The sequence below is a fragment of the Streptomyces sp. NPDC051020 genome, from assembly GCF_040683105.1.
Classification (GTDB): Bacteria; Actinomycetota; Actinomycetes; order Streptomycetales; family Streptomycetaceae; genus Streptomyces.
Genome location: NZ_JBFBCG010000118.1, coordinates 1 through 14,407, shown reverse-complemented (window position 1 = coordinate 14,407; position 14,407 = coordinate 1). Strand labels below are relative to the sequence as shown.

At 69.8% G+C, this 14,407-nt stretch carries 10 protein-coding genes; 8 read left to right on the top strand and 2 right to left on the bottom strand.

Annotated elements, in window-relative coordinates; translation table 11 throughout:
• Positions 1-277 precede the first annotated feature (277 nt).
• Positions 278-469: a hypothetical protein gene (locus AB0N06_RS35185; RefSeq protein WP_366138760.1), complete on the bottom strand. Its 192-nt coding sequence runs from the start codon at positions 467-469 to the stop codon at positions 278-280.
• A 38-nt stretch (positions 470-507) separates the two neighbouring features.
• Between AB0N06_RS35185 and AB0N06_RS35180 the strand changes: the two genes are divergently transcribed.
• The 7 genes from AB0N06_RS35180 (at position 508) to AB0N06_RS35150 (ending at position 11,228) form a co-directional block, all read left to right on the top strand.
• The gene (locus AB0N06_RS35180; RefSeq protein WP_366138759.1) at positions 508-1,791 is read left to right on the top strand and encodes a sugar ABC transporter substrate-binding protein; all 1,284 of its coding nucleotides are present in this window, start codon (positions 508-510) and stop codon (positions 1,789-1,791) included.
• Positions 1,792-1,796: 5 nt separating this feature from the next.
• The gene (locus AB0N06_RS35175) at positions 1,797-2,816 is read left to right on the top strand and encodes a sugar ABC transporter permease (RefSeq protein ID WP_366138757.1); all 1,020 of its coding nucleotides are present in this window, start codon (positions 1,797-1,799) and stop codon (positions 2,814-2,816) included.
• Between the two features lie 7 nt (positions 2,817-2,823).
• Positions 2,824-3,669, top strand: a complete 846-nt coding sequence (locus tag AB0N06_RS35170; RefSeq protein ID WP_366138756.1) for a carbohydrate ABC transporter permease — start codon at positions 2,824-2,826, stop codon at positions 3,667-3,669.
• Positions 3,670-3,753: 84 nt separating this feature from the next.
• A complete protein-coding gene (locus tag AB0N06_RS35165) occupies positions 3,754-5,691 on the top strand; it encodes a cellulase family glycosylhydrolase (RefSeq protein WP_366138755.1) in 1,938 nt (645 codons plus the stop codon).
• Between the two features lie 37 nt (positions 5,692-5,728).
• Positions 5,729-7,474 carry a beta-galactosidase family protein gene (locus AB0N06_RS35160; protein ID WP_366138754.1) on the top strand — a complete coding sequence of 582 codons (1,746 nt, stop codon included), beginning with the start codon at positions 5,729-5,731 and terminating at the stop codon, positions 7,472-7,474.
• Positions 7,475-7,493: 19 nt separating this feature from the next.
• Positions 7,494-10,535, top strand: a complete 3,042-nt coding sequence (locus AB0N06_RS35155; RefSeq protein WP_366138753.1) for a glycoside hydrolase family 38 C-terminal domain-containing protein — start codon at positions 7,494-7,496, stop codon at positions 10,533-10,535.
• 33 nt (positions 10,536-10,568) lie between these two features.
• Positions 10,569-11,228, top strand: coding sequence for an HAD family phosphatase (locus tag AB0N06_RS35150; protein ID WP_366138752.1), 660 nt, complete (start codon positions 10,569-10,571; stop codon positions 11,226-11,228).
• A 97-nt stretch (positions 11,229-11,325) separates the two neighbouring features.
• On the opposite strand, the gene AB0N06_RS35145 is transcribed toward AB0N06_RS35150, so the two are convergent.
• Positions 11,326-12,867 carry a M28 family metallopeptidase gene (locus AB0N06_RS35145; RefSeq protein WP_366138751.1) on the bottom strand — a complete coding sequence of 514 codons (1,542 nt, stop codon included), beginning with the start codon at positions 12,865-12,867 and terminating at the stop codon, positions 11,326-11,328.
• Between the two features lie 555 nt (positions 12,868-13,422).
• On the opposite strand from AB0N06_RS35145, the gene AB0N06_RS35140 reads away from it, so the two are divergent.
• Positions 13,423-14,407 (top strand): CocE/NonD family hydrolase (locus AB0N06_RS35140; protein WP_366138750.1); only part of this gene is annotated, 985 nt, incomplete at its 3' end.

The following is a 14,407-nucleotide window of genomic DNA, read 5'->3' as shown; positions in this document are numbered from 1 at the left end:
GGCGTCTGGTGCGTGCGATCGCAAGGCGGAGGGTCGCCCCGATACTGGGCGTATCGGGGCGAGCCCGACAACGCAGCGAGCGTGCGGGCCAGGCGCCGCCCGGCAGGCGGGACTTTCGAAACACGCCCTAGACCGCTAGCCAGCCTGAGCGCGCCCGTGCGGAGCAGCTGTTGGCCGAGCCGGGGTGCTCCCCGGCTCGGCCGGTGCCGCGCGGCGGGCGAGATGCCCGGGGGCGAGGAGAGCGGCGCTGGAAGGGCCTCGCGTGGGGCCGGTGGGATCAGCCGGCGTAGCGCGCGGGGCGTCGGTGCGGCCAGCGGTCCAGGTCCTCCAGTTCGGCGGCGACCCGGATCAGCGCAGCCTCGTCCCAGGGCCCGGCGATCAGCTGACTGCCGATCGGGAGGCCCTCGGCGGAGGTGAAGGTGGGCAGCCCGGGGCGTCGAGCAGTCGGCGCACCACGGGCTCCGCACATCCGCCCCGCACACACACCCTCACAGAAGGACATGCGACATGAGCGCACGCAGACCCGAGCTTAGCCGACGCGGATTCCTCACCGGATCGCTTCTCATCGCCGCGGGATCGGTCCTGACGACCGCCTGTAGCACCGACCCCTCGGGCGGTTCCTCCTCCGGCGCGAAGACCACCCTCAACGTCTGGTACCACGCCTACGGCGAGGCCGGCACGCAGCAGGCGGTGCTCCGCTACGCCAAGGCGTTCACCAAGGCCAACCCGGACATAGCCGTCAAGGTGACCTGGGTGCCCGGCGACTACGCGAGCAAGCTCAACGCGACCCTGCTGACCGACTCGGCCCCCGACGTCTTCGAGATCGGCGACTTCAGCGAGAGGTTCGTCCACGGCGGCCAGATCGCCGCCCTCGACGACGTGTACGGCAGCGCCAAGAGCGACTTCAACACCAACGCCATCAGTTCGGTCACGGTCGACGGCAAGCTCTACGGCGTCAAGATGATCGACGACGTCATCATGCTCTACTACCGCAAGAGCGTCCTGTCCAAGGCCGGGATCACCCCGCCCACGACCTTCGACGGCCTCGTCGCCGCGGCGAAGGCCCTGTCCACCAAGAAGAACAAGGGCCTGTTCGTCGGCAACGACGGCATGGGCGACTCCCCGAGCAACGCCGTCTGGTCCAACGGCGGCGACCTCGTGACCCCCGAAGGCAAGGTGGCGTTCGGATCGGCCCAGGCGCTGGAGGCGATCACCGCCCTGAAGCGCCTGCACGACGACAAGTCGCTGCTACTCGGCTTCACCACCGACTGGTGGGACCCCGCCGCCTTCACCCAGGGCGTCGTGCCGATGCAGTGGTGCGGCCTGTGGGCGATGCCCGCCGTCCAGTCCGCGCTCGGCGACGACTTCGGCGTCCTGCCGTGGCCCGCCTTCAAGGCCGGCGGCGCTCCCGTCGTCCGCGTCGGCGGGTGGACCAGCTGCGTCAACGCCAAGGGCAAGAACGTGGCCGCGGCGAAGAAGTTCGTCCAGTGGCTGTGGGTCGAGCAGTCCGACCTGCAGCGGGACTTCGCCGAGAGCTACGGCTTCCACGTGCCGCCGCGTACGTCCGTGGCGGCGTCCGCGAAGAAGCTGTCCACCGGGGCCGCCAAGGAGACCGTGGAGCTGGCGGCGAAGTACGGGAAGCACAACCCGGGCACCTGGGACACCGCCGTGAGCAGCACCTTCAACGCGGCCGCAACGAAGATCGTCGGCGGACAGGGCGATCCGGCCGCCCTCCTCGCCGACGCGGTGAAGAAGGCCCAGAGCGAGATCGACAAGCAGCTCGGCCGGTGAAACCGATGAACTCGGCGACCGACACCACTCGGCAGCCCGAGCACGCAGTGCGCCCCGCGGTCACTGCGCGGGGTGCCGCCCGCACCGGCCGGTCCGGCCCCGGCCGGGCCCGCGTCGGCCGGCCTCGCGTCGGCCGGTCCGGCTGGACCGCGTTCGTGCTGCTCACCGCGCCGACGCTGATCGGGCTCGGCATCTTCAAGTACGTCGCGATCGGCTGGAGTTTCCTGCTCAGCCTCAGCGACGCGCGCGGCACCATCGCCCTCGGCCACTGGGTCGGACTCGACAACTACCGGACCCTCCTGTCCGACCAGGCCTTCCGCGACTCGCTGCTCCAGATCCTGCTGTTCACCGCTTTCATCGTGCCGGTCACCTTCGCCGCGTCCCTTGGGCTCGCGCTGCTGGTGCACCGGATCCGGCGGGGCCGGGCTCTGCTGCGCACCACCTTCCTCATCCCGACGGCCGTCTCGTACGTCGCGGCGTCACTGTTGTGGAAGATGTGCCTGTTCAACGGCCTGCCGACGGGCATCGCCAACATGATCGGCGGATGGTTCGGCGCGGAACCCGTGGCCTGGCTGCAGTCCACCTCGCCACCGCTCTACTGGATCGTCCTCGTCACGCTGCGCCTGTGGCTCCAGGTCGGCTTCTACATGGTGCTCTTCCTCGCCGGGCTCCAGGCCATCCCCAAGGAGCTCTACGAGGCTGCCGCGCTCGACGGCGCCAAGGGCCGGCGACTCCTGACCGGGATCACTCTGCCCATGCTGCGCAACACCTCCGTCGCCGTGCTGATGCTGCTGTTCATCGCCGCCTTCCAGGCCTTCGACGAGTTCTACAACCTGTTCAACAGCGGGCTTTCCGGAACCGGGACCGCCCCCGTACAGACCCCGCTGGTCCACCTCTACAACACCGCCATGGGCAGCCAGAACTACGGCCTCGGCTCCGCCGGAGCCTTTGTCCTCACCGCCCTCATCGTCGGAGTGACTCTGATCCAGGGACGGTTCACCGGATTCGGCAGGAGCGGAGAATGAGAAGCGCATGATCACCCTGCCCGGACCGTCCCGCGCCGCGCGTGTCCTCGCCCGCGGCTTGCTCGTCGGCTTGCTGACCGCGGCCTTCCTGGCGCCCTTCTACCTGATGCTCCGTAACGCCCTCATGGACTCCCAGGGCCTCACGGCGCCCGAGTGGACGTGGTGGCCCTCGACGATGCACTTCGAGAACTTCACCGCCCTGTTCGACGATCCCGCCGTCTCCATGGGCCCGGCCCTCGGCAACTCGCTGCTCATCGCCGCCGTCACCGCACCGGTGTCCACGCTCCTCGCCTCCGCCGCCGGCTACGCCCTCGCCAGGATTCCGGTCCCGGGACGCAATGTGGTGCTCGCCCTGGTGGTGGCCACGCTGATGATCCCCGGCTCGGTCACCTTCGTACCGACGTTCGTGGTCGTCGGCTCCATGGGCGGCGTCAACACGCTGTGGGGCATCATCGCGCCCGGCCTCTTCAATCCGTTCGCGGTGCTGCTGTTCCGCAACTTCTACCTGCAGTTCCCGAGCGAGATCGAAGACGCCGGACGGCTCGACGGCCTCGGCTGGCTCGGCCTGTACCGCCGGATCGCCCTGCCGAGCTCCGGAGCGATGCTGGCCTCGCTCGGAGCGCTGTGCTTCATCGACAGCTGGAACTCCTTCCTGTGGCCGCTGGTCATCGGCCAGGACCCGTCCGCCTGGACCGCGCAGATCGCCCTGTCCACCTTCCTCACCTCGCAGACCATCAACCTGCCTGGCCTGTTCGCCGGCGCCGTCGTCACCATCACGCCCCTGGTCGTCATGTTCCTCGTCGCCCAGCGCTACATCGTCGAAGGCATCGCCACCAGCGGCCTCAAGGGCTGACCCACCAGACCGCACCACCGCGCACCGCACCATTCCGCACCACGCACAAGGCAGGTACACGTCCCCCATTCGCAAGGAGCCCCCGTGACACCCCGCATCACCTTGCTCCGACGCGCGACCGTGGCCCTTGCCACGCTGTCCGCGCTCATCCTCGGCACACCCACCCCCACCGCCGCTGCGGCGGATCCCGGGGTGGCGTCGCCCCCGGTCCTCACCGGCGCGCAGCTCGCCGCCTCGTGGACCGCCCCGCTGTCCACCCGGGGCCGGTACGTCGTCGACGCGGACGGCAACCGGTTCAAGCTCAAGGCCGGCAACTGGGCCGGTGCCCAGGGCACCTGGGAGGGCAGCGGCGATGTCAACGACGTGGCGAACCACCAGGCGGACCAGATGTCGCACAACATCCCGCTCGGCCTGGACCGGAAGCCGATGGCCCAGATCCTGGCCGACTTCCACGCCCTGGGCCTGAACAGCATCCGGCTGCCGTTCGCCAACGCGCTGATCCACGACACGAGCGTCGTTCCCGAATCGGCCGTCGCGGCCAACCCCCAGCTCAAGGGCAAGACCCCGCTGCAGGTCTTCGACGCCGTCGTCGGCGCCCTGACCGCGGACGGCTTCGCCGTCATCCTCAACAACCACACCACCAGCTACCGCTTCTGCTGCGGCCTGGACGGCAACGAGCGCTGGAACAGCGGGCAGTCGACGCAAGCGTGGATCGACGACTGGGTGTTCCTGGTGAAGCGCTACCAGGCCGACAAGCGGGTCGTCGGCGCCGACCTGCGCAACGAGGTCCGTCGCGACACCTGGAACGACCCCAACTGGGGCTGGGGCGACGATCACGACCTGAACAAGGCCCTGGAAGAGGCCGGCAACAAGATCCTCCAGGCCGACCCGGACATGCTGATCGTGATGGAGGGCATCAACTGGCAGGGCATACCGACCGACGTGACCAGCCACGGTCGCCCGACGCTCACCCCGGTCGCCACCCTGTCCAACACCCTGATCCGCTCCGAAAAACTCGTCTACGCGGCCCACTTCTACGGCTACACCGGCCCCAACCACACCGGCGCCACCGGCACGGGCGAGACGCACGACCCACGCTACGAGGACCTCACCCCCGCACAGCTCGCCCAGGTCGTCGACGACCAGGCCCTGTTCGTCACCCGGTCCGGCCAGCACTTCACCGCGCCCGTGTGGATCAGTGAGTTCGGCGCCGCAGGCCGCGGGGACATCGACGCCAAGGAACGCGCCTGGTTCGCCAACTTCACCGACATCCTGGTGAAGAACGACACCGACTTCGCCATCTGGCCGCTGGTCGGCTGGACCGACGCGAGCGGCAAGCCGCAGGACAACTGGGCCATGGTCAACTACAGCGTCGACGGCACCCGGCTCGGCGTCATGGACCCCGGTGACTGGCGCGCCACCGACTGGAACAAGCTCGTCAACGCCCCTGGCAGGACCGGCCGGATCGACCCGACCCCGCGCTGGAACATGCTCAACCTCGACTACGCCGACTACAACGTCTCCGCCACCATGCTGGCGAAACCCGACTGGTCTCCCGGCAACCGCAAGGGCAACTGCCCCGACACCCAGCGTATCGTCGGCCTCGGCCGCAGCGACAGCCGCGGCCTGTGCACCGACGCCGGCCAGCCGGCGAAGGGGAGCGGAGCCTGGACCGTCGTCACCGACGAGCGCTACGTCACCAGGGGCGACTGGGCGAGCGGCTACAACAAGCTCCAGTGCCCCGACCGGACCTTCGCCGTCGGCTACAGCGTGAAGGACAACGCCATGGCCGCCCTCCTCTGCGCCCCCGCGGCGGCCGCCCTGCCCACCTCCGGCCGCGTGCTCTGGTTCGACCACGGCGACAACCGGCCCGCCACCGGAGGCTCGAACGCCAGCGACTGGGCACCCGGCTATTACAAGGGCCAGTGCGCCGACGACGAGTACCTCGCCGGCGTCGCCTACACCTGGAAGTGGCTGCACTACGGCGTCCCCGACGCTCTGCTCTGCCGCCCGCTTGCCTGATCATCTCTTCCGCACCCACACCTAGGAGCACCCCGGCATGCCCCGACTGGAGATCGCCGAGAACGGATTCCGTCTCGACGACCACCCGTTCCGCATCATCTCGGGCGGACTGCACTACTTCCGCGTCCACCCGGAGCAGTGGGCCGATCGGCTCCACAAGGCGAGGCTGCTGGGACTCAACACGGTCGAGACCTACGTCCCCTGGAACCTCCACGCCCCCCGGCCCGGTGAATTCCGGCTGGACGGAGGTCTCGACCTGCCCCGCTTCCTCGATCTCGCCGCCGCGGAGGGCCTGCACGTCCTCCTCCGCCCCGGCCCGTACATCTGCGCCGAATGGGAGGGCGGAGGCCTGCCCTCGTGGCTACTCGCCGAGGACGGCATCGAGCTGCGCAGCCGCGACCCCCGCTTCCTCGCAGCCGTCGACGGCTATCTCGCCGCCCTCCTCCCGCCGCTGAAGCCGTACCTGTCCTCCGCCGGCGGGGCGATCATCGCGGTGCAGCTGGAGAACGAGTACGGGGCCTACGGTGACGACGCCGGCTACCTCGCGGACCTCGCCGGTCTGCTGCGCGCCCACGGCGTCGACGTCCCCCTCTTCACCTGCGACCAGCCCGCCGACCTCGCCCGCGGCGGCCTGGACGGCGTGCTGCGCACCGTGAATTTCGGCAGCCGCGTCGAGGCGGGCCTCGACCAGCTGCGCCGGATCCAGCCGACCGGGCCCCTGATGTGCTCGGAGTTCTGGATCGGCTGGTTCGACCGCTGGGGCGGCGCCCACACCACCCGCGACGCCGCGGACGCGGCGGCCGACCTCGACCGCCTGCTCGCCGCCGGCGCCTCCGTCAACATCTACATGTTCCACGGCGGCACCAACTTCGGCCTCACCAACGGAGCCAATGACAAGGGCACCTACCGCCCCACGGTCACCTCCTACGACTACGACGCCCTCCTCGACGAAGCCGGCGACCCCACCCCCAAGTACGAGGCGTTCCGCGAGGTCATCGCCCGGCACGCCCTCGTCCCCGACGAGCCCCGTCCCGCTCCCGCCCCGAAGCTCGCCCCCGCCCTCGTGGAACTCGACCGCTGCGCAGGCCTGTTCGACCAGGCCCACCTGTTCGGGGTGGCGGTCCGCGCCGACCGCCCGCTCACCATGGAACAGCTCGGCCAGTCCTTCGGTTTCGTGCTGTACGAGACGGAGTTGCCGACCGCGGGGCCGGCCGTGCTGCGGATGGGCGAGGTCCGCGACCGGGCCCAGGTCTTCGTCGACGGGCAGCCCGTCGGCGTACTGGAACGGGAGAACCACGAGCACGCCCTCGCCTTCGTCTCGCCCAGGAGCGACGCCCGGCTCGCGGTCCTGGTGGAGAACCAAGGCCGGGTCAACTACGGACCCGGCATCCACGACCGCAAGGGCCTGCTCGGCCAGGTCACCGTCAACGGCACGGAACTCGTGGACTGGAGCAGCAGCCCGCTGCCGCTGGACAGCCTCGACGCCCTCACCCTCACCTCTGCCGCGCCCCTCGTCGGCCCGGCCTTCCACTGCGGTTCCTTCGAACTCGACAGGCCCGCCGACGGTTACCTCGCCCTGGACGGCTGGACCAAGGGGCACGCCTGGGTCAACGGCTTTCTGCTGGGCCGCTACTGGTCCCGGGGCCCGCAGACCACCCTGTACGTACCCGCGCCGGCGCTGCGTCCCGGCCGCAACGAGATCATCGTCCTCGAACTCCACGCCACCGCGTCCCGCACCGTCGAGCTGCGGGACCGGCCCGACCTCGGCCCCGTCCAGGACTGACAACCACCCGGAGCAGCCCATGCACAGCAAGCGACGCCTGATCGAGCAGCGCCTGAAGCGGGTGCTCACGGAGCGGATCCGACCGTCCGTGCACGCCCGGACCGCCCCGCTCCAGGTCGGGATCTGGAACGCCCCAGGCGAGCCGGTGCCGGTCGCCGCCGGCCTGGCCGCGCCGTACCGGCCGGTCCAGGTCGGACACCGCTGGGGGCCGGCCTGGTCGACCAGCTGGTTCAAGATCACCGGCAGGGTTCCCGAGGAGTGGGCCGGGCAGCGGGTCGAGGCCGTCCTCGACCTCGGCTTCAACGTCACCGGCGCCGGCTTCTCCGCCGAGGGCCTGATCCACCGGCCCGACGGGACCGTACTCAAAGCGCTCAACCCCCGCAACGGCTGGGTGCCGATCGCCGACCCGGCACAAGGCGGCGAGGAGTTCACGTGCTACATCGAGGCCGCCGCCAACCCGGCCCTCTGCGACAGCCACATGCCGACGTCGCTCGGAGGCCTGCCCTCATGGACGACCGGGAGCGGGCACGCCGGCGACACGCTGTACCAGCTGCTCCGTCTGGACCTCTCCGTCTTCGACACCGAGGTCTGGGAACTCGCCCAGGACCTGGACGTGCTCGGTGAGCTGATGCACGCGCTCCCCGAGGCCGACCCCCGGCGCTGGCAGCTCCTGCAGACGATCGACCGGGCCCTGGACGCCGTCGACCTCCAGTCCATCTCCGCCAGTGCGCCCGCCGCCCGCGAGATCCTCCGTCCGGCCCTGTCGGCACCGGCCGCCCCGAGCGCCCACCGCATCTCCGCCGTCGGACACGCCCACATCGACACCGCCTGGCTGTGGCCGCTGCGCGAGACCGTCCGCAAGGTCGCCCGCACGCTCTCCAACGTCACCCACCTCATGGGCGACCACCCGGACTTCCGCTTCGCCATGTCCCAGGCCCAGCAGCTGGCCTGGCTGAAGGAGAAGCGCCCCGAGGTGTACGCCCGCGTCCAGGAGAAGGCGAAGAGCGGCCAGTTCCTGCCGGTCGGCAGCCTGTGGGTGGAACCCGACACCAATATCACCGGTGGCGAGGCCTTCGCCCGGCAACTGATCCACGGCAAGCGGTTCTACGCCCAGGAGTTCGGCGTCGAGACCCAGGAGATGTGGCTGCCCGACACCTTCGGCTACAACGCGGCCATGCCGCAGCTGATGAAACTGGCGGGTGTGCGCTGGTTCCTCACCCAGAAGATCTCCTGGAACACCACCAACAAGTTCCCGCACCACACCTTCCGCTGGGAGGGCATCGACGGCACCCGGATCTTCAGCCACTTCCCGCCCGTCGACACGTACAACGCCGAGCTCACCGGCGCCGAACTCGCCCACGCCGTCGGCAACTTCCAGGACAAGGGCGCGGCCGGCAGCTCACTCCTCCCGTTCGGATACGGCGACGGCGGTGGCGGCCCCACCCGCGAGATGCTGGCCCGTGCCGCACGCCTGAGCAGCCTGGAAGGCTCGCCCCGGGTGGTCATCGAGCCTCCCGCAGAATTCTTCACCCGCGCCGAGGCCGAATACCCCGACGCCCCGGTGTGGGTGGGAGAGCTGTACCTGGAGTTCCACCGCGGAACGCTCACCAGCCAGCTGCGCACCAAGCAGGGCAACCGGCGCAGCGAACACCTGCTGCGCGAGGCCGAACTCTGGTCGGCCACAGCTGCGGTGCGCGCGGGCGTCCCCTACCCGTACGAGGCGCTCGACCGGCTGTGGAAGACCGTGCTGCTGCACCAGTTCCACGACATCCTGCCCGGCTCCTCCATCGCATGGGTGCACCGAGAGGCCGAACAGACCTACACCGAGGTCCTCGGCGAGCTGGACGGGATCGTCTCCTCGGCCCAGCGTGCGCTGGCCGGCGAGGGGGAGCGGACCGTCGTCTTCAACTCCGCACCGCATGCCCGCGGCAACGTCCCCGCCCTCGGCGCGACCGTCCGCACCACGCCCGTCCACCCTGCGGTCGCGCCGGTGCGGTCCGGGAACGGCTTCGTCCTCGACAACAACCTCGTGAAGATCGAGATCGACGCCCGCGGTCTGATCACGTCGGCGATCGACCTGACGGCCGGCCGCGAGGCCCTCGCCCCGGGCGCCGCGGCCAACCTTCTCCAGCTGCACCAGGACTTCCCCAACGAGTACGACGCCTGGGACATCGACGAGTTCTACCGCAACATTGTCCACGACCTCACCGAGGCCGACGTCCTGCGCGCCGAGCCCGAAGGCGTCCGGATCGTCAGGACCTTCGGCGACTCCCGGATCGAGCAGCTCCTGTCGCTGCGCGAGGGCTCCCGGCGGCTCGACATCGACACCGAGATCGACTGGCACGAGAAGGAGAAGCTCCTCAAGGCCGCGTTCCCGCTCGACCTGCGCGCCGACCACTCCAGCGCCGAGATCCCCTTCGGACACGTCAAACGCCCCACCCACACCAACACCAGCTGGGACGCGGCCAAGTTCGAGATCTGCGCCCACCGCTACCTGCACGTGGACGAGAACGACTGGGGCGCCGCCCTGGTCAACGATTCGACGTACGGACACGACATCACCCGGGACGTCCGTCCGGACGGCGGCACAACCACGACCGTACGGCTCTCGTTGCTGCGGGCCCCCCGCTTCCCCGACCCGGACGCCGACCAGGGCCGCCACCGGCTGCGCTACGGCATCGTCCTCGGCGCCGCCATCGCCGACGCGGTACGCGAGGGATACGCCTTCAACCTTCCGGAGCGTGCCGTCCCCGGGACGACGGCGGTGACCCCCCTTGTCAGCACGGACGACGAGGCCGTCGTCATCGAGGCCGTCAAGCTCGCCGACGACCGCTCCGGCGACCTGGTCGTCCGGCTCTACGAAGCCCACGGCGGACGTGCCCGGGCCGTGCTGACCATCGCCGCCCCGTGGGACGCGGTGACCGAGACGGACCTCCTCGAACGCCCCCTGGACGGAGCGGAACCCACCCGGCCCGGCACACCGGAGAGCACGTCGCTCCACCTCACGCTGCGCCCGTTCGAGATCCGCACCCTCCGGATCGGGCTCCGGGCCCGTACCTGACGGACGCACGACCGACACCACCAGGGAGACTCCGTGCCCACCGAACTCCAGGCAGTCCTCTTCGACATGGACGGCACACTCGTCGACACCGAGCGGCTCTGGCTGCGGACGGTCGGGGACGAGGCCCTCGGCCTCGGCCTCGACCTCACGGACGCGGACCTCCCGTTCGTCCTCGGCCGCTCGATCGAGGACAGCGCCGCCCATCTGGCCCACCGCGCGGACGGCCGTGCCGGGACGGCCCGGCTCGGCACGGCGCTTGAACGGCGCTTCACGGAACTCGTACGCGGGCAGGTCGTCCCCCTGCCCGGGGCCGTCGAGCTCCTCGCGGCGCTCCGGGCCGCGGGCGTGGCCACGGCGCTGGTCTCAGCCTCGCCCCGGCCCGTCGTGGACACCGTCCTCGACGTCCTCGGACGGCACTGGTTCACCACCTCCGTGGCCGCCGGCGAGACCCCGCGAACCAAGCCCTTTCCAGACCCCTACCAGGCGGCACTGGCCGCCCTCGGCGCCAACCCGACCGCCTGTGTCGCCGTCGAGGACAGCCCGACCGGTGTCGAGTCCGCAGAGACGGCCGAGTGCGCGGTGCTCGCCGTACCCTCGCTCACGCCTGTCCCCCTGGCACCGCGCCGGACAGTGGTACGCAGCCTGCTGGACGTGGACCTCGGTCTGCTCCGACGACTCGCCGCCGAGCCGTGAGCGGGCGATGTGAGGGTTTACTGATCATTTCAGAATGAGGTTCGGAGTCGTCGGGGAGGGCCGGACAGTCCAGCCCTCCCCCCGTGTGCACCGGGAGTTACTCGGTGACCTCGTGGTCGTGGCCCTCGTGCAGGCCACCGCCGCTGCCCGCCGAACCCTTGGTGTTCTGCGGCGCCACCGGCTTGCTCAGAAGGCTGGTGTCCCAGGCGTACTGGCCCACCGCGTTGGCGATGACGTCGACGTTGCCGTCGAACGCCTTCATGTTGATGTTCTTCAGGGTGTCGCAAGCGGCGTGGTAGCAGGCGTCGTACGCGACACCGGCCTTACCGCCGTACACCTTTGCCTGCTCGGCCGTCTTGATGCCCTCGGCGCCGGTGAAGGTGCCGCCCGAGGGGATGCCCACCTCGATGAACGGCCCGTAGTCCGACCGGCCGGTGAAGTCGGTGCCCTCGTGCGGGATGCCCCGGCTGTCCAGGTAGTCGGTGATCTGCCGCTCCAGCTGCGCCGAGCCCTCCGGGCCGGGGCCGGCACCGACCTGGTCGGAGTCGTCGCCGTCGTAGACGAACTGGGCGTAGTTCGGCGAGGCGATCATGTCGAAGTTCAGGTACAGCTTGACCTTCGCACGGTCCGCCGCCGAGAGGCTGTTGACGTACGCCTCCGAGCCCAGCAGGCCGAACTCCTCAGCCGACCACCAGGCGAAGCGCACCTTGTTCTTGACCTTCTCGTGGGCAAGGTTCAGGGCCACGTCGAGGATGCCGGCGGAGCCGGAGCCATTGTCATTGATGCCCGGACCGGCCGCCACCGAGTCCAGGTGGGCGCCGAACATCACCACGTTGTCGGCGTCGCCGCCCTTGGTCTCGGCGATTACGTTGTAGGTGTGCCGGGTCTCCGCGAAGGTGCGGATCTCCAGGTTGACGGTCACTGCGCCGGCGGCGGCCTTGGCCGCGAGCGCCTCGCCGTCCGCCTGCGTGACGCCGCCGGCCGGGATCTTGGCGACGGACGGGTCTCCCAGGGTGCCGTTGAGCGCGCCCTCGGTGTTGTTGTAGATGATCGCGCCGACCGCGCCCGCACCGGCGGCGGTCTCCTGCTTCTGCGCAAAGGTGCAGCCGCCGCGCTTGATCAGCGCGATCTTGCCGGTGAACGTCCCGGGGGCGTAGTCCTGCGGCTCGCAGCCGGTGGTGGCGTTGACCGGCACCACCGCGACCGGGGCGGTGATGCCGCCGACCGGGCTGTTGGCGGAGTACGTCATGGCGATCAGCGGGATGTCCTGCTGCTGCGGCGACACCACCCGCAGGCTCTGCGCCAGCGTCTGGGTGAACGGGTAGTCGAACTCGTTCCGGGTCACCGAGTACCCGGCCTTCCTCAGGAGGCCTTCGACGTACTCGGCCGACTGCCGGTGCCCCTCCGACCCGGCCACCCGGGTGTTCCCGTTCTTGTCGGCGATCCGTTGGAACTGCTTCAGATGCTCGTAGGCATCCTCGGCGTTGCTCTTCTTGACGAGCTTCTTTGCGAGCTTGGCCGCCTCCTTGGCAGGGTCGCTGTGGGCGGAGGCGGTGCCCGATCCGAACAGCAGCAGCGGCGCTATGAGCCCTGCGGCGGATACGGCGGCTACCGTGGTGCGGCGGTTCCGAGCGTTCAAAGCGCTTCCTTCCAGCGGTCCATGAGAAATAGGCGTAATGGCCGAAAACGGGCCGAACGACGTACGGCGGTACTCCGGGGCAGGCAGGGGTGGCCGGATCGCTCCGCCCCCTGCACCGGCAAGGAGAAAGGTATCTGCTCAGTAAACGCTTGGTAATGGGTTGACGAGAATCTTCGGCGCCGACGCCGTCCGTGCGCGGTACCGATCACACCGATCGGTGCTGAACCGAAGTTGGCTGGAAGTCACCGGTGCTGACTAGGGCGTGTTTCGAACGTAGCGTCGTCCGCCCGTAGGGCGGGCCGCGAGCCGGGCGCCCATTGTGCGAGCTCCTCTTAACCGCGGCCACACCAGCAACACGTCGCTCATACCACCCTGTTGACGCGTGCCAATGATGATCATAGGCTGCCTCGCCGTCGGCTCCGGCGCGCACCCGGAATCCAGATTCCGTCCGTCTGCGCGCGGCCGCCCCTCGTCGGCCCGTCGACGGCGGGTCCGGGGTCTCTGTCCGACAGCACCACCTGCACCGCCCGGTACCGACAACTCCAGGAGGAGCAAGTGAGAAGACGTCACGCGGCCGCCTGGGCCGCCTCAGCCGTCATCACCACCTTCGCGTTGACCGGCACGCTCGCCGGATCCGCCGCCGCAGCGCCCGGCGCGACATCCGGGTCCGCCACCGCAGTGCAGGCCCGGTCGGAGGTGGCCACCGCGACCGACCCCGTCACACACGAGGAGAACAACCGCGTCCCGGAGGGCTCGCTCTGGGCGCAGCACTACTTCCCTTCCTCGGACGGCAGCGGGGTCGAGCTGCACGCCGACGTGCTGCGCCCGGCCAACCTGCCGGCGGATGCGAAGACGCCGGTGATCCTGTCGGTGGGCCCGTACTTCTCCCACGCGGGGGAGAGTGCTCCCGCGGGGTGGGACCGGGTCGGGCCATCGGCGCGCTTTCGGGATTTCATCGACGGCGCGCGGCTCATGGAGCGTGGATACACCTTCGTGATGGTGGACCTGCGCGGCTTCGGCGGCAGCACCGGGTGCCTGGACTTTCTCGGACCGGGGGAACAGGCTGACGTCAAGGCGGCCGTCGAGTGGGCAGCCAGCCAGCCGTGGTCGACTGGCAAGGTCGGCATGTACGGCAAGTCATACGACGCCAACACCGGGCTGGCGGCCAATACCCTCAAGCTCAAGCCTCTGCGGGCGATCGTTTCCCAGGAACCGACGTGGAACAGGTACAACTACCTGTACAGCAACGGGGTGCCGCGTTCCAACGTGACCAGCACCCCGCGGGGTTACTACTCGATCGCGACGATGGCGCCGCTGGCCGATGACAGCGACCACTACAAGGCGAACGCGGGGTACGAGAAGAACCACCCCGAGTGCGAGAGTGACAACCTCACCAACACCCAGAACCCCGACCCGAAGTCGCCGTTCTGGCGTGCCCGCGATTTCGGGCTCTCCTGCCGTATGAGTGGGTCACTCTGTGGCGGGTTGGCGTCCGGGAAGGGTGGGGCGGGGGCCGGCGAGGGTGAGCATGACGAGGGCG